At 72.2% G+C, this 20,261-nt stretch carries 17 protein-coding genes; 13 read left to right on the top strand and 4 right to left on the bottom strand.

The annotated features are described in order from the left end of the window. Position 1 precedes the first annotated feature (1 nt). Positions 2 to 661: an NAD(P)-dependent oxidoreductase gene (locus ACFWIA_RS21380; RefSeq protein WP_387007423.1), complete on the bottom strand. Its 660-nt coding sequence runs from the start codon at positions 659 to 661 to the stop codon at positions 2 to 4. 142 nt (positions 662 to 803) lie between these two features. Between ACFWIA_RS21380 and ACFWIA_RS21375 the strand changes: the two genes are divergently transcribed. Next, entirely contained in the window at positions 804 to 1,310 is a 507-nt protein-coding gene (locus ACFWIA_RS21375; RefSeq protein WP_387007421.1) for a MarR family winged helix-turn-helix transcriptional regulator, read from the top strand. 19 nt (positions 1,311 to 1,329) lie between these two features. Here ACFWIA_RS21375 and ACFWIA_RS21370 read toward each other — a convergent pair whose 3' ends face one another. Both ACFWIA_RS21370 and ACFWIA_RS21365 read right to left on the bottom strand, forming a co-directional pair. After that, on the bottom strand, positions 1,330 to 3,942 hold the full coding sequence (locus ACFWIA_RS21370) for a SpoIIE family protein phosphatase (protein ID WP_387007420.1): 2,613 nt from the start codon (positions 3,940 to 3,942) through the stop codon (positions 1,330 to 1,332). Positions 3,943 to 4,175: 233 nt separating this feature from the next. Beyond that, the gene (locus ACFWIA_RS21365) at positions 4,176 to 4,619 is read right to left on the bottom strand and encodes an SRPBCC family protein (RefSeq protein WP_387007418.1); all 444 of its coding nucleotides are present in this window, start codon (positions 4,617 to 4,619) and stop codon (positions 4,176 to 4,178) included. Between the two features lie 208 nt (positions 4,620 to 4,827). Between ACFWIA_RS21365 and ACFWIA_RS21360 the strand changes: the two genes are divergently transcribed. The 3 genes from ACFWIA_RS21360 to ACFWIA_RS21350 all read left to right on the top strand — a co-directional run bounded on the left by ACFWIA_RS21360 (position 4,828) and on the right by ACFWIA_RS21350 (position 8,120). Continuing rightward, positions 4,828 to 5,874, top strand: a complete 1,047-nt coding sequence (locus ACFWIA_RS21360; RefSeq protein WP_387007416.1) for an Rv2578c family radical SAM protein — start codon at positions 4,828 to 4,830, stop codon at positions 5,872 to 5,874. 180 nt (positions 5,875 to 6,054) lie between these two features. After that, complete coding sequence (locus tag ACFWIA_RS21355; protein ID WP_387007414.1) at positions 6,055 to 7,647, top strand: alpha/beta hydrolase; 1,593 nt, start codon at positions 6,055 to 6,057, stop codon at positions 7,645 to 7,647. Between the two features lie 47 nt (positions 7,648 to 7,694). After that, positions 7,695 to 8,120 (top strand): RidA family protein, encoded by a 426-nt coding sequence (locus ACFWIA_RS21350; RefSeq protein WP_387007412.1) that lies wholly within the window; start codon positions 7,695 to 7,697, stop codon positions 8,118 to 8,120. Between the two features lie 15 nt (positions 8,121 to 8,135). On the opposite strand, the gene ACFWIA_RS21345 is transcribed toward ACFWIA_RS21350, so the two are convergent. Beyond that, positions 8,136 to 8,702, bottom strand: coding sequence for a HEAT repeat domain-containing protein (locus ACFWIA_RS21345; RefSeq protein ID WP_387007411.1), 567 nt, complete (start codon positions 8,700 to 8,702; stop codon positions 8,136 to 8,138). A 328-nt stretch (positions 8,703 to 9,030) separates the two neighbouring features. Here ACFWIA_RS21345 and ACFWIA_RS21340 point away from each other — a divergent pair, with 328 nt between their 5' ends. From ACFWIA_RS21340 to pssA, 9 genes are all read left to right on the top strand, one after another. Next, the gene (locus ACFWIA_RS21340) at positions 9,031 to 10,878 is read left to right on the top strand and encodes a 3-hydroxyacyl-CoA dehydrogenase family protein (protein ID WP_387007409.1); all 1,848 of its coding nucleotides are present in this window, start codon (positions 9,031 to 9,033) and stop codon (positions 10,876 to 10,878) included. Between the two features lie 170 nt (positions 10,879 to 11,048). Further along, on the top strand, positions 11,049 to 11,882 hold the full coding sequence (locus tag ACFWIA_RS21335) for a TetR family transcriptional regulator (RefSeq protein WP_387007407.1): 834 nt from the start codon (positions 11,049 to 11,051) through the stop codon (positions 11,880 to 11,882). 486 nt (positions 11,883 to 12,368) lie between these two features. Then, a complete protein-coding gene (gene ccrA / locus ACFWIA_RS21330) occupies positions 12,369 to 13,706 on the top strand; it encodes a crotonyl-CoA carboxylase/reductase (RefSeq protein ID WP_387007406.1) in 1,338 nt (445 codons plus the stop codon). A 21-nt stretch (positions 13,707 to 13,727) separates the two neighbouring features. Continuing rightward, entirely contained in the window at positions 13,728 to 15,755 is a 2,028-nt protein-coding gene (locus ACFWIA_RS21325; protein WP_387007404.1) for a protein meaA, read from the top strand. Continuing rightward, positions 15,752 to 16,717: an HpcH/HpaI aldolase/citrate lyase family protein gene (locus ACFWIA_RS21320; RefSeq protein ID WP_387007402.1), complete on the top strand. Its 966-nt coding sequence runs from the start codon at positions 15,752 to 15,754 to the stop codon at positions 16,715 to 16,717. The genes ACFWIA_RS21325 and ACFWIA_RS21320 overlap by 4 nt, the downstream gene beginning before the upstream one ends. 5 nt (positions 16,718 to 16,722) lie before the next feature. Then, positions 16,723 to 17,250, top strand: a complete 528-nt coding sequence (locus ACFWIA_RS21315) for a MaoC family dehydratase (protein ID WP_387007479.1) — start codon at positions 16,723 to 16,725, stop codon at positions 17,248 to 17,250. Between the two features lie 4 nt (positions 17,251 to 17,254). Next, the gene (locus tag ACFWIA_RS21310) at positions 17,255 to 18,460 is read left to right on the top strand and encodes an acyl-CoA dehydrogenase family protein (protein ID WP_387007400.1); all 1,206 of its coding nucleotides are present in this window, start codon (positions 17,255 to 17,257) and stop codon (positions 18,458 to 18,460) included. A 181-nt stretch (positions 18,461 to 18,641) separates the two neighbouring features. Then, on the top strand, positions 18,642 to 19,289 hold the full coding sequence (locus ACFWIA_RS21305) for a phosphatidylserine decarboxylase (RefSeq protein WP_387007398.1): 648 nt from the start codon (positions 18,642 to 18,644) through the stop codon (positions 19,287 to 19,289). Positions 19,290 to 19,380: 91 nt separating this feature from the next. Next, positions 19,381 to 20,160 carry a CDP-diacylglycerol--serine O-phosphatidyltransferase gene (gene pssA / locus ACFWIA_RS21300; RefSeq protein ID WP_387007477.1) on the top strand — a complete coding sequence of 260 codons (780 nt, stop codon included), beginning with the start codon at positions 19,381 to 19,383 and terminating at the stop codon, positions 20,158 to 20,160. Positions 20,161 to 20,261 lie beyond the last annotated feature (101 nt).

Below are 20,261 nucleotides of genomic sequence, written 5' to 3'. Positions count from 1 at the left end.
GTCAGTCGGCGACGACGGTGAAGCGGGTCCGGTGGTGGCGGGGGCGCTCCACCTCGTCCAGCAGGGCGATCGCCAGGTCCTCCATGGAGATCCGCGACAGCCCATCGGGCCCGGTCAGCACCTCGTCGCGACCGGTGCGGTAGCGGCCGGTGCGTTCCCCGGGCTCCAGGATCGCGGGCGGGCTGACGTAGGCCCAGTCGACGTCGCCGCCGGTGACGTCGGTGGCGGCCCGGAAGACCTCCAGTTGCCGCTGGCTGCCGAGGGCGACGTCCCGCCAGGCGGGCGGCACGTAAGCGGGGTCGTCCACCAGCAGCCGCCCGCCGGAGCCGGGCACGACGAGGCTTCCGGCGCCGCCGACCACCAGGAGCCGCACCCCGGTGCCCGTGAGCCCCGCGAGCAGCCCGCGGGCCGCCGCGGCGAGTTCGTCCTCCTGGCCCTGCGGCGGGCGGGTCGCGCCGATCACCACGTCCTGCCCTGCGGCGAGGGCGCGCACCTGGGCGGCCCGGGAGGCGTCACCCACGCGGGGGGTGACCCGGGCGGGCAGCTGGGCGAAGCGGGCGGAGTCGCGGACGACCGCGGTGACCTCGTGCCCCCGGCCCAGGGCCTCGCTGACGATCCGGCTGCCGGCGTTCCCGGCGGCTCCGAAGACGGTGACGCGCATGACGGTCCCTCCCCTTCCGGGACCCCGCCCGGATTGTTTGACGTGGAACTGTTCGACATGAAGCAGACTACGGATCTGCTACCTTCACGTCAAACAGTTCGACGTAAAGCAATCTACAGCGGCCAGGGAGCGGGGACAGCACATGGGCGACAACGTGGACCGGGTACTCGCCCAGTGGCGGGCCGAGAAGCCCGGGCTCGACGCGACCCCGATGGGGGTGATCGGCCGCATCCAGCGCGCCGCCCGACTGCTCGAACGCGAACTGTCCGAGCAGTTCGCGACCCACGGCCTCCAGTTGGGCGAGTTCGACATCCTGGCGACCCTGCTGCGGTCCGGCGCTCCGTACCGCCTCACCGCGGGGGCGCTCAGCGAGGCGTCGATGATCTCCTCGGGGGCGATGACCAACCGTCTGAACCGACTGGTCGCCAAGGAACTGGTGACCCGGGAGACCGACCCCGACAACCGGCGCAGCCTGTTGATCACCCTCACCTCCGAGGGCCACCGCACGGTGGAGGCCGCACTCCTCGGGCACCTCGCCGCCGAGTCGCAGCTCCTCACCCCGCTCGACGAGGACAAGCAGCAGCAACTGGCCGGCCTGTTGAGGGAGTTGCTGACCGGGCTCGGCGACGTACCGCGGGGTCCGGAGTAGCGCACGCGCGGCGGCGGTCCTAGCGGGTCGGGCGCCTCGCCGGCAGCGGCAGTTCGCACCAGACCGTCTTGCCGGTGGCCGTGCGACCGGAGCCCCAGGCGCGGGCGAGCGCACTGACGACCCGCAGTCCTCGCCCGGCCTCGGCCGTCGGTCCGGCGCTGAGCAGGGTGGGCAGGTGGTGGTCGTCGTCCGTCACCTCGCACAGCAGGGCGCCCCCGCCGCGCACCAGCCGCACCCCGACCCGACCGCCCCCGGCGTGCCGCACCGCGTTGGCGACCAGCTCGCCGACGAGCAACCGGGCCGTGTCGACGAGCGGCCCGAGGCCCCAGGCGGTGAGTTGCTCCCCGACGAACGTCCGGGCCTCACCGACCCGAGCGGGGTCGGCGGGCAGCCGGTGGTGGGCCACGTCCTCGGGGGCGATGCCGTTCAGCCGGGCCATCAGCAGCGCCACGTCGTCCTTGCGTCCGCCGCGGCGGGCCAGCGTCCGGATGATGGTGTCGCAGGCGAGGTCCATGGAGGCCGCCGGGTGGGCCGCCGACTCGCACAGGGTGGCCAGACCCACGCCGATGTCCTCGCCGCGCATCTCGACCAGGCCGTCGGTGCACATCACCAGCCGGTCACCGGGTGACACCGGCACCCGCACCGTTTCGAACGGCACCCCGCCGACCCCGATGGGGGCACCCGTGGGCAGGTCGAGGAGTTCGCTGCGCCCGTCGGCGGCCCGGACCACCACGGGCGGGATGTGGCCGGCGTTGGCGATCTCCAGATGGCCCCGGACCGGGTCGTACACGGCGTACAGACAGGTCGCCAGATAGTGCTCGCCGAGGCGCTGCGCCAGGTCGTCCAGATTGCGCAGCAGTTGGGCCGGCGGCAGGTCGAGTGCCGCCATCGTCTGCACGGACGTCCGCAACTGCCCCATCATCGCGGCGGAGTTCAGCCCGTGCCCCATCACGTCGCCGACGACGAGGGCGGTACGGGAGCCGGGCAGCTTCACCGCGTCGAACCAGTCGCCGCCGATCCGGCCGAGCAGGGTGCCGGGAAGGTAGCGGGTGGCGATGTCACAGCCCGGCATGCGGGGCGCGATGTGCGGCAGCATGCTGTCCTGGAGCGTCTCCGCCACGTTCTCCTGGTACGTGTACATCCGGGCGTTGTCGAGCACGAGCCCCGCACGGGCGGCGAGTTCGGCGCCGGTGACCCGGTCCATGTCGTTGAAGACCGGGCGCTCGCGGTGGCGCAGCAGGATCATGAAGCCGAGCACCACGTTGCGGGCCTTCAGCGGGACGACCAGCATCGAGCGGTGGTTGATCAGCGGGCGGATGTCCCGCTTCTCGAACTGCGCGGCGATGGCGTTGCCCATCTCCTCGCTGATCCTGGGGACGAGCACCGGGTCTCCGGTGGTCATGCACTGGAAGAACGGGGTGTGCACGGGGAACGGCATCGACTCGCCGACGGGCACCACGTCGTCCCAGCGCCCGGGCTCGTCGGTGTGTTCCACGGCCACCCGGTGCCACATCGTGGTCGCGTCCGGCGGGCCCTCGGGGAACCCCTCGCCCGCGACGACCTGCTCCCGCAGATAGGTGCCGGCGACATCGGTGAACCGGGGCACGACGGCCCGGCTCACCTCGATGATGGTGCGCGACAGGTCGAGCGAGGAGCCGATCCGCCCGCTCACCTCGTTGAGGAACTCCAGGCGTTCACGGACGGCCGCGTACTCCAGGTCGACCCCGCCGTCGGGGTCGTCGACGCCGGGCCCGTCCTGCGGCGGGGGCTCACCCGTGGCGGCGGCCCGGGCCGCGCGCTCCCGGCGGGCGATCCGCTCGGCCCGCCGGGCCACTCCCCAGTCCGGGGTGACGGGAACCCGGTCGTGCTGGCTGAACTCCATTACGGGGTAGCCGAGTTCGAGGACCTGGGCGGCGATCCGGGCGCTCTCCGCGACGCTCATGCTGGGCAGGATCTCGGGCAACCGCCGGGCCAGGTCGTCGGCGCCGGTGAAGTCGGTGTGCCGGGCGAAGCCGGGGACGACCCGTCGGGTCCCGTCCGCGCCCGACCCCGGGTCCTCGGCAGCGAGGACGAGCAGCCGCTCCGGGCCCGGGCCGACCAGCGGGTAGGCCCACCACAGCACGTCGATCCGCGTGCCGGCCGGGGTGTCGTCGCCCTCGGCCGGGGGACGGTCGTGGGAGGAGCGGGGGCGCGGGACCCGGTCGTCGGCGGGCCCGGCCGCACCGTTGGAGAGGTAGGCGGGCGGTTCCGGCTCGACGGAGAGCCGGGCGCGGCCGGCAGTGGCGTACGCGGTCCGGCCGAGCAGCGGGCCGGCGAGATCCGGATCGTGGGCCTCGCGCGCGCCGGGCGACCCGTCGGGGTCATCCGGGTCACCGGGGTCGTCGGGAGCACCCGGGTCTTCGAGGTGGTCCGGGTCGCGCAGCACGCCGGAGACCGGGAGCAGATCGGTGGCCCGACACCCGACGGCCGTCTCCCGCGGGTACCCGAAGAGGCGGCGCGCCCCGGTGCTCCAGTGGGTGACGAGGCCACCGCCGTCCACGACGACGACGGCCAGCGGGACCCGTCCGGCGGCCGGGCGCGGGGAGCCGGGCCCCGAGCCCTCGGGGCGTACCGGTCCCGTGCCGTGCTCCATGACCGAGGCTCCTTCCGGGCGGTGCCACAAGATCTGGTCGCTGCGACCACGGTACGTCCGGCCCGTGTTGCGGTGTGCGACAACGCAGGAACTCGCGCCGTCCCACGCCGCCTTCCACTACCGTGCGCCCCCCTACTCCGGCGCCCCTGAGGACCCGGACTCCCGCGGTGCGCCCCGGAGCACACCGCGGGAGAGTCCGGGCGCGCCCCTGGGGGCACCCCGGACCGGACGTGCTACTTCTCCATCTCCGCGGCGAGGCGGGCGAGGATCGCGTCGTAGATCTTGGCGAGGCCCTTGGGGGCGAAGGTCCGCTCGAAGAAGCCGCCGATGCCGGTGGCGCCCTGCCAGCGGCTGGTGACCACGACCCGGGCCCTGCCCTCGCCGGCGGGGGTGACGACCCAGGTGGTGACCATCGAGGAGTTGCGGTCCTTCTCGACGAGCTCGCCCTCGTTCGGCTCGGTGACGTCCAGCAGACAGTCGCGCACCCGCTTGCTGGTGGCCTGGAGCCTCCAGTGGACGACGGTGCCCCGACCGTCGCCGCCCTCGCGGACCTCGTACTCGCTGAAGTGCTCCGGCAGCAGCTTCCCGCGCATACCGCTGTAGTCGGCCAGCGCGTCGAAGACGTCGTCGGGGTTCGCCGCGATGGTCCGCTCCGTGGTGGCCTCGACCTGCGCCATTGCACTCCTCCAGGGCTTGTTCTTCCAACGGTCCGCGGAAAGCCAACCACCCCGGTGGCCGGCCCCCCAAATCGGGGTCGGCCTTCGCGCCGCACCGTGACGCGAAGGCGCCCTCCCGACTACCGACGGAGACGACCCGCCGACGCCCTCCCCACCCGAAGGGAACATGTGTTCTATTCTATGGACGAGTGCTACCGAGGGAGGCACCATGCGCTGGGAGAACCTGAGCGACGGGCCCGGGAACCGTCCGGACCGCTCCCCCGCCCTGTTCGACGCGGACGCGGTCGTCACCAGGACGTTCGACACCCCGGAGTTCCGCGGGGTCACCTTCCACGAGGTGCGGGCCCGCTCGATCCTGAACCGGGTGCCCGGGGCGTCCCGGATGCCGTTCGAATGGACGGTGAACCCGTACCGCGGGTGCACCCACGCCTGCGTCTACTGCTTCGCGCGCAAGTCGCACGGATACCTCGACCTGGACACCGGCATCGGCTTCGACACCCAGATCGTCGTCAAGGTCAACGCACCCGAGCTGCTGCGGCGCCAACTCGCCTCGCCCCGCTGGCAGGGCGAACACATCGCCATGGGCACCAACGTGGATTGTTACCAGCGGGCGGAGGGACGGTACGGACTCATGCCGGGCATCCTCACGGCGCTGCGCGACCGCGCCAACCCGTTCTCGATCCTCACCAAGGGCACGCTGATCCTGCGGGACCTGGACCTGTTGCAGCAGGCCGCCGAGGTCACCGAGGTCGGCGTCTCCGTCTCCGTCGGCTTCACCGACCCGGCGCTGTGGCGGAGCATCGAGCCGGGGACGCCCGCTCCCCGGCGCCGCCTCGACGTCGTCCGGGCGCTCGCCGAACGGGGCATCGGGTGCGGGGTGCTGATGGCTCCGGTGGTGCCGTTCCTCGGCGACCGCCACGAACAGCTGCGCGACACGGTCCGGGCGATCGCGGCGGCCGGGGCCAGCTCCGTCACCCCGTTGGTGCTGCACCTGCGGCCCGGCGCCCGGGAGTGGTTCATGTCCTGGCTCGCCCGCCACCACCCGGAGCTGGTGCCGCGCTACGAACGGCTGTACGCGCACGGGGCGTACGCACCGAACTGGTACCAGCGCGGCATCACCCGCCAGGTGCACCAACTGGCCGAGGAGTACGGGATCGGCCCGGCGGGCCCGGGGCGCCCCGGCCGCACGCCCGACCACGACGCGCCCCGTCCGTCGCCCCCGGCTCCCGGAGCCACCCAGCTGTCGCTGCTGTGACCCCGGCGCGACGGCGGGCCGCCCGGACCCGGACACCGGCGCGGACGCCCGGGCGGTCACCCCTTCGGGTCAACGGTCGGCAACACCCCGCCGGCCGGGGCCGATCCGGCGCCCCCGTCCGGAAGCATGCCCCGGGGGTCGTGGGCCCACGGCCCCGCACCCTCAGCCCTTGAAGGCCCCATGAAGAAACGTGCAGCCGCGCTCTGCGGCATCGCCGTGGCGCTGACCGGGACGCTCACGGCCCTCCCCCACTCCGCGACCGCCACCCCCTCGGCCACCGCTGCGGACGTCCCGACCGCCACCACCCTGCGGTGGAAGGCGTGCGGCACCGGACGGTACCCGGAACTCCAGTGCGCCTCCCTCGACGTGCCGCTCGACCACGCCGATCCGGACGGCAGACGGATCACCCTCGCCCTGTCCCGGGTCCCGCACACCGCGAAGTCCTCCCAGGGCCCGCTGCTGGTGAACCCCGGCGGCCCCGGCGGCAGCGGTCTCTCCCTCGCCGGACACGTCGCCCGGGAGCTGCCCGCCGAGGTGGCCGCCCAGTACGACGTCATCGGCTTCGACCCGCGCGGCGTCGGCAAGAGCGAACCCGCCCTGGACTGCCTCCCCGGCCACTTCGACCCGGTACGACCGCCCAGCGTGCCGGACACCCCCGCCGTCGAAGAGGCGAACACCGAACGGGCCAGGGCCTTCGCACGGGCGTGCGGCGAGAAGCACGGGGACGTGCTCCCGTACATCGACACCCTCAGCACGGTGCGGGACGTGGAGGCCGTCCGCGCCGCGCTCGGCGCCCCGCAGATCAGCTACCTCGGCTACTCGTACGGCACCTACCTGGGATCGGTGTACGCCACGCTGTACCCGCAGCGGGTGCGTCGGATGGCCCTGGACTCGGTGGTGGACCCGGACGAGGTCTGGTACGAGGCGAACCTCGGCCAGGACACCGCCTTCCAGGCCCGGCACCAGGCGTTCCTCGCCTGGATCGCCCGGCACGACGCCGTCTACGGGCTCGGCACCGACCCGGCCCGGATCGAGGAGGCGTGGTACGCGATGCGCACCGCCGTGACCCGCGAACCGGCGGGCGGCACGGTGGGCGGCGCCGAACTGGAGGACACCTTCCTGCCCGGCGCCTACTTCGACGGCTACTGGCCGTACCTGGCCGAGGCGTTCGCCGCGTACACCGAGCGGCAGGACCCGGACGTGCTCGTCGCGGCCTACGAGGCGTTCGGCACGGTCGACGCGGAGGGCGACAACGGCTACAGCGCCTACACCGCTGTGCAGTGCCGTGACGCCTGGTGGACCCGCGACTGGGACGACTGGCGGGCGGACAACCGTCGGACCCACACCAAGGCGCCCTTCTCCACCTGGAACAACGCCTGGTACAACGCACCGTGCGCCCACTGGCCGACCGCACCGCTGGCACCGCCGAACGTCGGCACCGACGACCTGCCGCCCGTGCTGCTCCTCCAGGCGTCGGACGACGGGGCCACCCCCGTGGCGGGCGCCTACGCGCTGCGCCGCGCCCTGGGCGGCTCCCGACTGGTCGTGGAGGAGGGCGGCGGCAACCACGGGGTCACCCTGAGCGGGAACACCTGCCTCGACCGCCATCTGTCCGACTACCTGGCCACCGGGCGGGTGCCGGACGGCCCGGGCACCGGGGCCGGGGCGGACGCGGTGTGCGCACGTCTGCCGGAGCCCGAGCCGCGGGCCCCGCGCGGCTCCGCCGCAGCCCGGGGCGCCGCCCTGCACGGACTGCTCGGATTCCGGGGCTGACCGGGGGCGCCCGTCGGGCCGGGGAACGGGTGGGTGAGGATGGCGCCATGACCAGCCATCTCACCCGTCTGCCCGCGCCCGACGGGGTCTTCCCCGCCACCGCCTACACCCATGTCGTCCTGGGAACCGGACGGTTCGTGGCGATCTCCGGCCAACTGGCCCTCGACGAAGGGGGAGGACTGGTCGGCGCGGACGACCCGGTCGCCCAGGCCCGTCAGGTCTTCACCAACCTCGGCCGCTGCCTGGCCGCCGCGGGCGCCACCTTCGACGACGTCGTGAAGCTCACGTACTTCCTGGTGGACATCGCCCACCTGGACGCGGTCCGCACGGTGCGCGGCGAGTTCCTCGACCCGACCCGCCTGCCCGCGAGTTCCGCCGTCCAGGTCGGCGCGCTGGTCGCCCCGCAGTTCCTGATGGAGATCGAGGCGTACGCCGTCGTCGCCGAGCCCGCCGCGCCCGCCACCGACGGCTGACGGCCCCGGCACGGGTCAGCGGGTCAGTTCCAGCGCCCGTTGCGCAGCCCCGGTCAACGCCGGACGCGCACGGGCCGCCCGCAGTACCGGGCGGGCCCGCGGGTCCGCCAGCTCGCCCAGCCCCTCCACGCAGGCGAGGGCCACCGCACGGTACGGGTCGCCCGGGGTCAACCGGCGCTCCAGCGCGGTGATCAGCGCGGGCACCGACTCGGGGGCGCGCAGGGCGACCAACAGGCGCACGGGGTGCAGTGCGTACGCCACGCGCAGCTCGTTGGTGGCGAGCGCCGCCGCCGCCCGGGCCGTGCGCGGGTCGGCGAGCCGGGCCAGTGCGGTGGCGGCACTCGCGCACCGCGCGGGATCACGGTGGTTGAGCAGCAGCACCAGGGACTCGAAGGCGCGTCGGTCGCCGGCGCCGCCGAGCCGGAAGGCGGCCAGCTCACGGGCCCACAGCGGCTGGCCCGGCGCGGTCAGCACCGCAGCCAGCACCTCGGGGTCACCGGTTGCGGTGAGCGGCCCGAACGGGTCCGCCCCGCCGGACTCCTTGCGCAGACGTTCCGTGAGCGCTCGCAACTCTTGGTCCATGCCGACGAGCCTATCGGCGCCGTGGGTGAGCGCACAGTCGCCGTGGGTGAGCGGAAATGCCGCGCCCCCGAGGGCTGGTGCGCTCGTTACTCGCGAGTTAAGCTCATTCGAGCGGGATGAACTCCCGTGTACGGCTCCCGATGGCCTGGTGACGCAGCCGGCGGGAGTGCGGTCGGTTCGGCGACCGGTGGCACCGTGACGGCACGTCGTCCGCCGCTGGACGTCTCCTCACGGCGCGGCTCGGGACAGGGCGCGCCGCTCTCCTCCCGGGCCCGCCCCGCGTGGCCCGGGGAGGCACGTCACCCCTTCCCTCCCTGGAGTCCCCTCGATGGCAACTCCCGTGTCCCCCCTGTCCCCCGCTCCCCTCCCGTCCCCGTCTTCCGGCGTCCCCGGTTCCCGTCCGCTGCGCAAGGTGGCCGTCATCGGCCTCGGCACCATGGGCACCGGAATCGCCGAGGTGCTGACGCGCGCCGGACGCGAGGTCGTCGGCGTGGACCTCACCGACGAGCTGACGGCCCGGGCCGTCAGCACCCTGGCGGCGTCCACCGCCCGCGCGGTGCGCCGCGGGCGGCTCAGCGACCCCGAACGCTCCGACGCCCTCGCCCGGTTCCGAGCCACCACCGATCTGCGGGCCGCCGCCGAAGCGGACCTCGTCATCGAGGTCACCCCGGAGTCCTACGAGACCAAACAGCAGGTGATCCGGGCACTCGACGCGGTCGTGGCCCCCGATGCCGTCCTCGCGACGGGCACCAACGCGCTGTCGGTGACGCGGCTCGCCGCCGGGTCCGCCCGCCCCGAACGCCTCCTCGGACTGCACTTCTTCAACCCCGCGCCCGCGATGCGCCTGGTCGAGGTGGTCTCCTCGGTGCTCACCGCGCCCGCCGCCGTGGCCGCCGTCACGGACCTCGTGGTGGAACTCGGCAAGGAACCGGTCGCGGTGGGCGACCGACCGGGGTTCGTCGCCGACGGGCTGCTGTTCGGCTACCTCAACCGGGCAGCCGCCATGTACGAGTCGAAGTACGCGAGCCGCGAGGACATCGACGCGGCGATGCGGCTCGGCTGCGGACTTCCCATGGGGCCGCTCGCCCTGCTCGACCTGATCGGCGTCGACACCGCGCGCACCGTCCTGGAGGCCCTGTACGCGGCATCCGCCGACCGGCTGTACGCGCCCGCCCCGGTCCTCGGACAGCTCGGCGCGGCGGGTCTGACGGGGCGCAAGGCGGGCCGCGGCTTCTACACGTACGCGGAGCGCGGTGGCGCCGCGGTGGCGCCCGACGCCCTCACTCCCGGGCTGCCGGGTCCGCGTACCGCCGCCGGGCGGCCCGTGCGGACGGTGGGGGTGGCCGGGTCGGGGACCATGGCCTCCGGGATCGCCGAGGTCTTCGCCGGGGCCGGGTACGAGGTGGTGCTCGCCGCCCGGAGCCGGTCGAAGGCCGAGGCCGCCCGGACCCGGATCGGCGCCGCCCTGGACCGCTCCGTCGCCCGGGGCAGGACCTCCGCCGAGGCCGCCGCCCTGGCGCTGGACCGGATCGCGCCCGCCGGCGGGTACGAGGCGTTCGCCCCGGTGGACCTCGTGGTCGAGGCCGTCGCCGAGGACCTGGGGGTCAAACAGCGGCTGTTCGGCGTGCTGGACGGGGTGTGCCGGCCGGGTGCGGTGCTCGCCACCACCACCTCGTCGCTGCCCGTCATCGCCTGCGCCCGGGCCACCGACCGGCCCGAGGACGTCATCGGGATGCACTTCTTCAACCCGGCACCGGCGATGAAGCTGGTCGAGGTCGTGCGGACGGTGCTGACCGCGGACGACGTGCACGCGACCGTCCGGGAGGTCTGCGGCGGCATCCGCAAGCATCCCGTGGACTGCGGTGACCGCGCCGGGTTCATCGTGAACGCGCTGCTGTTCCCGTACCTCAACGACGCGGTGAAGATGGTGCAGGAGCACTATGCGACCCCCGACGACGTCGATGCCGCGATGAAGCTGGGCGGGGGGTATCCGATGGGGCCGTTCGAGTTGCTGGACGTGGTCGGGCTCGACGTCTCGTTGGCCATCGAGAAGGTGCTGCACGCCGAGTTCCGGGACCCGGGCCTCGCCCCGGCGCCGTTGCTGGAGCACCTGGTGGCCGCGGGCTGCCTGGGCCGCAAGTCGGGGCGCGGCTTCCGCGAGCACGCCCCTCGCTGAGCCGTCGGGCGGCGACCCGAACGCCCACGGGAGCCGGCCGGTTCGGGCGGGGCGGGCGCGGGCGGCGGGCGGGGTCGCGTCCGCCCCGCCCGCTGCCCCGTCCACCGCCGCGTCCGGCTCCCGCGCCCGCGTTCCGCGGGGAGCGGGGACGTGCGCGCCCGTGCGGGGGGATGGAGTACGTTCGTGGCATGTCCCAGTCCGCGGATTCCGCCCGCCGTGCACCCCGTTCGTCCACGTCCGAAGCACCCGAGAGCGCGGCCGGGAGCCGTGCCGCCGCCCAGCGGCTCAAGATGCGCCGGGAGCTGGCGGCGGCAGCCATGGAGCTGTTCGCGACGAAGGGGTACGAGGCCACGACGGTCGACGAGATCGCGGCGGCGGCGGGGGTCGCGCGGCGGACCTTCTTCCGGCACTTCCGGTCCAAGGAAGAGGCGATCTTCCCCGACCACGACGACACCCTGATCCGGGCCGAGGCCGTGCTCAACGCGGCCCCGCCGCACGAGCATCCGCTCGACACGGTGTGCCGCGGGATCAAAGAGGTCATGAAGATGTACGCCGCCTCGCCCGCGGTGTCCGTGGAGCGCTACCGGCTCACCCGGGAGGTGCCCACCCTGCGGGAGCGGGAGATCGCCTCCGTGGCCCGCTACGAGCGGTTGTTCACGCGCTATCTGCTGGCCCACTTCGACGAGCAGGCGCACCACCACGGCAATGACGACCCGCTGCTCGCCGAGGTGGCCGCGTCCGCGGTGGTGACCGCGCACAACCACGTTCTGCGTCGGTGGCTGCGGGCCGGCGGCGAGGGGGACGTCGAGGGGCAGTTGGACCACGCCTTCGCCATCGTCCGCCGGACGTTCGGCACCGGGATCGGCTCGGGTCGCAGCACGGCGGTGTCGACCGCCGAGGGCACCGAGGGCCAGGTACTGGTGGCCGTCGCCCGCACCGACGCGCCGCTGGACGAGGTCATGCGGACCATCGAGCACGCGCTGCGCCATCCCGCGGGCGACTGAGTACGCGTCCCCAGGAGGGACCCGCACGGCCCTGGCGACACCCCGACGAGGGGCGTCACCAGGGCCGTGTGCGTGTGCCGTGCGCGTGTGCCGTGCCCGTGCGCACCCGACGAGCGGGCTGCGCGGGGACAACGATCGATCATCGCTCATCTGAGGGAAACATTAGCCAGATGAGACCAATTCTTGGCACGCAGTGTCTTGCGATATGGCACGGGGTGCCAATACCGTGAAGTGGTCCGGGCGGCCGACGACACGGGACTCCCCGTACGTCGACTGTCCCCACGAGCACCCGCCCGTGCGCCCGGACGCCTGCGTCACAGGCAGCACCTTCGGCGCCACCCGCGCCCCACGCACCTCCGCCGGACCGACGGCAGCCCCACCCACCTCACCCTCCCCGCCCCGTCCCGGGGCCCCCGAGCGTTCCCCGCATTCCCTCTCGTGTTTCTCCCGTCCCGCGGGGAACACCACTTCGCCGGAGGCAACACCGTGAAGGAAATCCTGGACGCGATCCAGTCGCCGGACAGCACGGCCGCCGACTTCGCCGCCCTGCGCATCCCGGACTCGTACCGCGCGGTCACCGTGCACAAGGACGAGACCGAGATGTTCGCGGGCCTCGGCACCCGGCAGAAGGACCCGCGCGACTCGCTCCACCTGGACGAGGTGCCGGTGCCCGAACTGGGCCCGGGCGAGGCCCTGGTGGCCGTGATGGCCTCCTCGGTGAACTACAACACCGTGTGGACGTCGATCTTCGAACCGCTGTCCACCTTCGGCTTCCTGGAGCGGTACGGCAGGCTGTCCGAGCTGACCCGGCGCCACGACCTGCCCTACCACGTCATCGGCTCGGACCTCGCGGGCGTGGTGCTGCGCACCGGGCCCGGGGTCAACGCCTGGCGCCCCGGGGACGAGGTCGTCGCGCACTGCCTCTCGGTGGAACTGGAGAGTTCCGACGGGCACAACGACACCATGCTCGACCCCGAACAGCGCATCTGGGGCTTCGAGACGAACTTCGGGGGGCTCGCCGAGATCGCCCTCGTCAAGTCCAACCAGCTGATGCCCAAGCCCGCCCACCTCAGCTGGGAGGAGGCGGCGGCCCCCGGCCTGGTCAACTCCACCGCCTACCGGCAGTTGGTGTCCCGCAACGGGGCGGGCATGAAACAGGGCGACAACGTCCTCGTCTGGGGCGCCAGCGGAGGGCTCGGTTCCTATGCGACCCAGTTCGCGCTGGCCGGGGGCGCCACCCCGATCTGCGTCGTCAGCAGTCCGGCGAAGGCGGAGATCTGCCGCGCCATGGGCGCCGAGGCGATCATCGACCGGGACGCCGAGGACTACCGCTTCTGGCGCGACGAGCACGAGCAGGACCCGCGCGAGTGGAAGCGCTTCGGCCAGCGCATCCGTGAGCTGACCGGGGGCGAGGACGTCGACATCGTCTTCGAACACCCCGGCCGGGAGACCTTCGGCGCCTCCGTCTACGTCACCCGCAAGGGCGGCACGGTCGTGACCTGCGCATCGACCTCCGGCTACCAACACGCCTACGACAACCGCTACCTGTGGATGTCGCTGAAGCGGATCATCGGCTCGCACTTCGCCAACTACCGCGAGGCGTGGGAGGCCAACCGGCTCGTCGCCAAGGCGAAGATCCACCCCACGCTGTCCCGGGTGTACGCGCTGGAGGACACCGGGCAGGCCGCGTACGACGTGCACCGCAACCTCCACCAGGGCAAGGTCGGCGTGCTGTGCCTGGCGCCCGAGGAAGGGCTCGGCGTGCGCGACGGGGAGACCCGCGCCCGGCACCTCGACGCCATCAACCGCTTCCGGAACGTCTGAGCGCGGGAAGGGAGCGCACGCATGACCGAGCGATCCAAGGACCGGCCGTGGCTGATGCGGACGTACGCGGGCCACTCCACCGCCGAGGCGTCCAACGAGCTGTACCGGCTGGGCCTCGCCAAGGGCCAGACCGGACTTTCGGTGGCGTTCGACCTGCCGACGCAGACCGGCTACGACCCCGACCACGTGCTCGCCCGCGGCGAGGTCGGGCGGGTCGGGGTGCCGGTGTCCCACCTCGGGGACCTGCGGCGGCTGTTCCGGGACATCCCGCTGGAGCGGATGAACACCTCGATGACGATCAACGCCACGGCCATGTGGCTGTTGGCGCTCTACCAGGTGGTCGCCGAGGAACAGGGCGCCGACCTCACCGCGCTCCAGGGCACCACGCAGAACGACATCGTCAAGGAGTACCTGTCGCGCGGGACGCACGTCTTCCCGCCCGGCCCCTCGCTCCGGCTGACCACCGACATGATCGCGTACACCGTCCGGCACCTGCCCCGGTGGAACCCCATCAACATCTGCTCGTACCACCTCCAGGAGGCGGGGGCGACGCCCGTCCAGGAGATCGCGTACGCCATGAGCACCGCGATCGCCGTGCTGGACGCGGTGCGCGCCGGCGGGCAGGTGCCCGAGGAGGAGTTCGGCGACGTCGTGGCACGGATCTCGTTCTTCGTGAACGCGGGGGTCCGCTTCGTCGAGGAGATGTGCAAGATGCGCGCCTTCGGCCGGATCTGGGACCGGGTGGCCCGGGACCGGTACGGCGTCACGGACCCCAAGAAGCGCCGGTTCCGCTACGGCGTGCAGGTCAACTCGCTCGGTCTGACGGAGGCGCAGCCCGAGAACAACGTGCAGCGGATCGTCCTGGAGATGCTGGCCGTGACGCTGTCGAAGGACGCCCGGGCCCGGGCGGTGCAACTGCCCGCGTGGAACGAAGCCCTGGGGCTGCCCCGGCCCTGGGACCAGCAGTGGAGCCTGCGCATCCAACAGGTGCTGGCCCACGAGTCGGACCTGCTGGAGTACGAGGACCTGTTCGCCGGTTCCCACGTGGTCGAGGAGAAGGTGATCGCCCTGACCGCCGAGGCGCTGGCGGAGATGGACCGCATCGAGGAGATGGGCGGGGCGATGGCCGCCGTCGAGTCCGGCTATCTGAAGGGGTGCCTGGTGGCCTCGCACGCCGAGCGGCGGGCCCGGATCGAAGCGGGCACCGAGAAGATCGTCGGGGTCAACGTCTTCGCGACGAGCGAGCCGAGCCCGCTGACGGCCGATCTGGACACGGCCGTCCAGTCGGTCGACCCGGCGGTGGAGGCCCGGGTGGTGGCCGCACTGCGCGGCTGGCGGGACACCCGCTACCAGCCGCCCTTCAACCATCCGAGGCCCTGCAAGGCGCTGGAACGGCTCAAGACGGCCGCGGCCGGCACGGACAACCTCATGGAGGCCACCTTGGAGTGCGCCCGCGCCGGGGTGACCACCGGCGAGTGGGCCGGGGCGCTGCGGGAGGTGTTCGGGGAGTTCCGGGCGCCCACCGGCGTGTCGTCGGCCCCGGTCGCGGTGACCGCCGAGGCGGGCACCCCGCTGGCCCTGGTCCGCACCCGGGTCGCCCGGACCGCCGCGGACCTGGGGGCGGGCAAACTGCGGCTGCTGGTCGGCAAGCCGGGCCTGGACGGGCACTCCAACGGCGCCGAGCAGATCGCCGTACGCGCCCGGGACGCCGGTTTCGAGGTGGTCTACCAGGGCATCCGGCTCACCCCGGAACAGATCGTGGCCGCGGCGCTCGCCGAGGACGTGCACTGCGTGGGCCTGTCGATCCTGTCCGGGTCGCACACCGCGCTGGTCCCCGACGTACTGGAGCGGATGCGGGCGGCCGGGGCCGCCGAGGTGCCGGTGATCGTCGGCGGGATCATCCCGAACGGCGACGCCGAGCAGCTGCGGCGGGCCGGAGTGGCCGCCGTGTTCACCCCGAAGGACTTCGGCATCACCGAGATCATCGGCCGTATCGTCGACGAGATCCGCACAGCGAACGAGCTAGCACCCCTGGAGGTCCCCGCATGACCGCCCCCGCCAACCGACTGCGTCCGCGCCGCTCCTGCCTGGCGGTGCCGGGTTCCAATCCGCGGTTCCTGGAGAAGGCCCAGCAGCTCCCCGCCGACCAGGTGTTCCTGGACCTGGAGGACGCCTGCGCACCGCTCGCCAAGCCGGCCGCCCGGGACACGATCGTCACGTTCCTCAACGAGGGCGACTGGAGCGGCAAGACCCGGGTGGTGCGGGTCAACGACTGGACGACCGAGTGGACCTACCGCGACGTGGTGACGGTGGTCGAGGGCGCCGGCCGGAACCTCGACTGCATCATGCTGCCGAAGGTGCAGGACGCCCAGCAGATCGTGGCGCTGGACCTGCTGCTGACGCAGATCGAGAAGACCATGGGCTTCGAGGTCGGACGGATCGGCATCGAGGCGCAGATCGAGAACGCCCGGGGCCTGCTGAACGTCGACGCCATCGCCGCGGCCTCGCCCCGACTGGAGACGATCGTCTTCGGCCCCGCGGACTTCATGGCCTCCATCAACATGCGGACGCTGGTCGTCGGCGAGCAGCCGCCCGGGTACCCGGCGGACGCCTACCACTACATCCTGATGCGCATCCTGATGGCCGCCCGGGCGCACGACCTCCAGGCGATCGACGGCCCCTACCTCCAGATCCGCAACGTGGACGGCTTCCGGGAGGTCGCGGGCCGGGCCGCGGCGCTCGGCTTCGACGGCAAGTGGGTGCTGCACCCCGGGCAGGTGGAGGCCGCGAACGAGGTGTTCTCGCCCGCGCAGGAGGACTACGACCACGCCGAGCTGATCCTCGACGCCTACGCCCACCACACCTCGGAGGCGGGCGGCATGAAGGGGTCGGCGATGCTCGGCGACGAGATGATCGACGAGGCGTCCCGCAAGATGGCCCTGGTGATCGCGGGCAAGGGGCGGGCCGCCGGACTGTCCCGCACCTCCGCCTTCGAAGCGCCCCGGGGGTGAGCGCGATGCAGTTCGGCCGCACCTACGAGGAGTTCGAGGTCGGCGCCGTGTACAAGCACTGGCCCGGCAAGACGGTCACGGAGTACGACGACCACCTGTTCTGTCTGCTCACCATGAACCACCACCCGCTGCACCTGGACGCGCACTACGCCGAGCGGGCGACCGACTTCGGTCGGAACGTGGTCGTGGGCAACTACGTCTACTCCCTCCTGCTGGGCATGTCGGTGCCGGACGTGTCGGGCAAGGCGATCGCGAACCTGGAGGTCGAGTCGCTGCGGCACGTCGCGCCGACGTTCCACGGGGACACGATCTACGGGGAGACGACCGTCCTCGGCAAGACCCCGTCACGGTCGAAGGCCGACCGGGGCGTGGTCCAGGTGGAGACCCGGGGGCACAAGCAGGACGGCACGCTGGTGTGCGTGTTCCGCCGCAAGGTCATGGTGCCCACGCGCGCCCACGTCGCGGAGCGCGGCGGTGAACAGCCGGGCCGTCCCGTACCGCTCGACCCGACCCAGCAGCCGCAGGAGAAGTGACGCCATGAGCCGACTCGCCCAGACCCACGGCCTCACCGAGGTCCAGCAGGAGATCCTGGCGACCGTCCGGGAGTTCGTCGACAAGGAGATCATCCCGGTCGCGACGGAACTGGAGCACCGCGACGCCTACCCGCAGGAGATCGTCGACGGCCTACGGGAACTGGGCCTCTTCGGGCTCATGATCCCCGAGGAGTACGGAGGTCTGGGCGAGTCACTGCTGACGTACGCGTTGTGCGTGGAGGAGGTCGCCCGCGGTTGGATGTCCGTCTCGGGGATCGTCAACACCCACTTCATCGTGGCGTACATGATCAAGCAGCACGGCACGCCGGAGCAGCGGGAGCACTTCCTCCCCAGGATGGCGACCGGCGAGGTGCGCGGGGCCTTCTCCATGTCGGAGCCGGGGCTCGGCTCGGACGTCTCGGCGATCACCTCCCGGGCGGTGCGGGACGGCGCGGAGTACGTCCTGGACGGTCAGAAGATGTGGCTCACCAACGGGGGCACCGCGAACCTGGTGGCCGTGCTGGTGCGCAGTGACGAGGGACACCCGGAGGGCACCGCTCCGCACCGTTCGATGACGACCTTCCTCATCGAGAAGGAACCCGGGTTCGGGGAGGTCAGGCCGGGCCTCACCATCCCCGGGAAGATCGAGAAGATGGGGTACAAGGGCGTCGACACCACCGAGCTGATCATGGATGGCCTGCGCATTCCGGCCAATCGCGTCCTGGGGGGTGACACCGGCCGCGGCTTCTACCAGATGATGGACGGCGTCGAAGTGGGGCGGGTGAACGTCGCCGCGCGTGGCTGCGGGGTCGCGCACCGTGCTTTCGAGTTGGGCGTTTCTTACGCACAGCAACGGCACGCCTTCGGAAAGCCGATCGCCGAGCACCAGGCCATCCAGTTCAAGCTGGCCGAGATGGCTACCAAGGTCGAGGCCGCCCATGCGATGATGGTGAACGCAGCGCGCAAAAAGGACTCCGGGGAACGAAACGACCTTGAGGCAGGGATGGCGAAGTACCTCGCCTCCGAGTACTGCAAAGAGGTCGTGGAGGACGCCTTCCGGATCCACGGCGGCTACGGCTTCTCCAAGGAGTACGAGATCGAGCGCCTCTACCGTGAGGCCCCGATGCTGCTGATCGGCGAAGGAACCGCGGAAATCCAGAAGATGATCATCGGGCGCAGACTGCTTGAGGAGTATCGACTTCACGGGTGAGCATCGGGTCGGTTGCCCCGATAAGGGTGGTTTCTTCGAGAAGAACGTCACATCCTGTCCACCTTGTTCGGGCTCCGACTCGGCTTCCTGGCTTGCCCAGTTGCGGCCCGCAACCGATACGATCGCGGTACAGCCGCCGTCCCCCGTACAGCGCGGCAATCATCCGCTACGAAGGTCATCCATGCCCGACAGCCAAATCTCTGCACCTCGCGGCCGGGTCCGCCTCGCTCGCGGAGCGTCGCCGTGGCTCCTGCCGACCGTCGCCACCGCTGCCCTCAGCCTGGCCCGGTCGCGTCGCTCCTCGAAGGCGGCCGTCATCGCCGTGCCGGCCGCCGCGCTCGCGGCCGGCATGCTCTGGTTCTTCCGCGACCCCGAGCGCGAGATCGCGCAGGGCCGGGTCATCTCCCCCGCCGACGGAGTGGTGCAGAGCATCATGCCGTGGAAGGACGGACGGACCCGGGTCGCGATCTTCATGAGCCCGCTCAACGTCCACGTCAACCGTGCCCCCCTCTCCGGCACGGTGACGTCGGTCGAGCACGTCCCCGGCGGGTTCGTTCCGGCGTTCAACAAGGAGAGCGAGAACAACGAGCGCGTCGTCTGGCACTTCGACACCGAGCTGGGCGACATCGAGATGGTGCAGATCGCCGGAGCGGTCGCGCGCCGCATCGTGCCTTACGTGCCGCAGGGCACCAAGGTCGAGCAGGGTGACCGGATCGGACTGATCCGCTTCGGCTCGCGCGTCGACATCTACCTGCCCGAGGGCGTGGACGTGGATGTCGAGGTCGGACAGAAGACAACCGCGGGGGTGACTCGCATTGACCGTGATTGATCCCGAGACCTCGCCTCCGGCCTCACCCGGCTGGGTGCCGGAGGCCGAGGCGTCCGAGGGGCCCGACGGCGCCGAGGACGATGCGGAGGACATGCCGCTGTCCCTGCGGCTGTCGATAGCGGACACCCTCACCCTCGGTAACGCCACCTGTGGCTTCATGGCGGTGTACTTCACCACCACGGGCATCCTGATCCCGCACCTCACCGGCAGCGACGAGTCCGGCATGGCCCGGCACTCCGCCGCCACCGCGGTGATCCTGATGCTGTGCGCGGCGGTCTTCGACCTCTTCGACGGTCTCGTGGCCCGCAAGCTGCGGTCGTCGCCGATGGGGGCGGAGCTGGACAACCTCTCCGACCTGATCAGCTTCGGCCTCGCCCCCGCGTACTTCGTGCTCGTCTACGGCATGGTCGCCGACGACGCGTACCAGAAGGTCGCCGCGGTCGGGGCGATCGTGGTGTTGCTGGCGGTGGTGCTGAGACTCGCCCGGTTCTCGTGCGTGACCGTGCGGGAGGGCGTGTTCCAGGGCATGCCCAGCCCCTTCGGGGCGCTGACCGTGGTGTCCATCGTGCTGCTCGGCCTGCCCTTCTTCGCGACGCTGCTCGCGATCGTGGGCACCGCGTGGCTGATGGTGAGCCGGGTCGAGTACCCGAAGCCGCGGGGGTGGCTCGCGGTGGCGATGCTGTCCTGGATCGTGCTGAGCATGGGGTTGCTGGCGGCCTGGGCGTTCGACGCGCCGGAGGGCCTGCTGCTGCTCCAGACCGGCTGCGCGCTCCAGCTCGTGATGGGGGCGGTGATCCCGCTCTTCGCGACGGCTCGTCGAGTGAACAACTTCCGTGACAATCGGCGTGAGGCTCGTGCGCACATGCCGTAGCGGCGGCCAGTAGGTAACGGGTGTGGCTCCCCGGTCCGCGGGTCCGGGGGGGCACACCCCGGTTAGGGTGGCCGGGCCGGGGGGGGGGGCGAAGGGGCCCC

Origin of the sequence: Streptomyces sp. NPDC127068 (assembly GCF_042724695.1) — a bacterium.
Classification (GTDB): Bacteria; Actinomycetota; Actinomycetes; order Streptomycetales; family Streptomycetaceae; genus Streptomyces.
The sequence above is the reverse complement of the archived record's forward strand: the minus strand, read 5'-3'. Positions and strand labels throughout refer to the sequence as shown.

What these genes read in the sequence shown, in the direction of transcription:
- ACFWIA_RS21380 (WP_387007423.1), bottom strand. Translation starts at nt 661, where the DNA reads ATGCGCGTCACCGTCTTCGGAGCCGCCGGGAACGCCGGCAGCCGGATC.
- ACFWIA_RS21375 (WP_387007421.1), top strand. Translation starts at nt 804, where the DNA reads ATGGGCGACAACGTGGACCGGGTACTCGCCCAGTGGCGGGCCGAGAAG.
- ACFWIA_RS21370 (WP_387007420.1), bottom strand. Translation starts at nt 3,942, where the DNA reads ATGGAGCACGGCACGGGACCGGTACGCCCCGAGGGCTCGGGGCCCGGC.
- ACFWIA_RS21365 (WP_387007418.1), bottom strand. Translation starts at nt 4,619, where the DNA reads ATGGCGCAGGTCGAGGCCACCACGGAGCGGACCATCGCGGCGAACCCC.
- ACFWIA_RS21360 (WP_387007416.1), top strand. Translation starts at nt 4,828, where the DNA reads ATGCGCTGGGAGAACCTGAGCGACGGGCCCGGGAACCGTCCGGACCGC.
- ACFWIA_RS21355 (WP_387007414.1), top strand. Translation starts at nt 6,055, where the DNA reads ATGAAGAAACGTGCAGCCGCGCTCTGCGGCATCGCCGTGGCGCTGACC.
- ACFWIA_RS21350 (WP_387007412.1), top strand. Translation starts at nt 7,695, where the DNA reads ATGACCAGCCATCTCACCCGTCTGCCCGCGCCCGACGGGGTCTTCCCC.
- ACFWIA_RS21345 (WP_387007411.1), bottom strand. Translation starts at nt 8,702, where the DNA reads ATGGACCAAGAGTTGCGAGCGCTCACGGAACGTCTGCGCAAGGAGTCC.
- ACFWIA_RS21340 (WP_387007409.1), top strand. Translation starts at nt 9,031, where the DNA reads ATGGCAACTCCCGTGTCCCCCCTGTCCCCCGCTCCCCTCCCGTCCCCG.
- ACFWIA_RS21335 (WP_387007407.1), top strand. Translation starts at nt 11,049, where the DNA reads ATGGAGTACGTTCGTGGCATGTCCCAGTCCGCGGATTCCGCCCGCCGT.
- ACFWIA_RS21325 (WP_387007404.1), top strand. Translation starts at nt 13,728, where the DNA reads ATGACCGAGCGATCCAAGGACCGGCCGTGGCTGATGCGGACGTACGCG.
- ACFWIA_RS21320 (WP_387007402.1), top strand. Translation starts at nt 15,752, where the DNA reads ATGACCGCCCCCGCCAACCGACTGCGTCCGCGCCGCTCCTGCCTGGCG.
- ACFWIA_RS21315 (WP_387007479.1), top strand. Translation starts at nt 16,723, where the DNA reads ATGCAGTTCGGCCGCACCTACGAGGAGTTCGAGGTCGGCGCCGTGTAC.
- ACFWIA_RS21310 (WP_387007400.1), top strand. Translation starts at nt 17,255, where the DNA reads ATGAGCCGACTCGCCCAGACCCACGGCCTCACCGAGGTCCAGCAGGAG.
- ACFWIA_RS21305 (WP_387007398.1), top strand. Translation starts at nt 18,642, where the DNA reads ATGCCCGACAGCCAAATCTCTGCACCTCGCGGCCGGGTCCGCCTCGCT.
- pssA (WP_387007477.1), top strand. Translation starts at nt 19,381, where the DNA reads ATGCCGCTGTCCCTGCGGCTGTCGATAGCGGACACCCTCACCCTCGGT.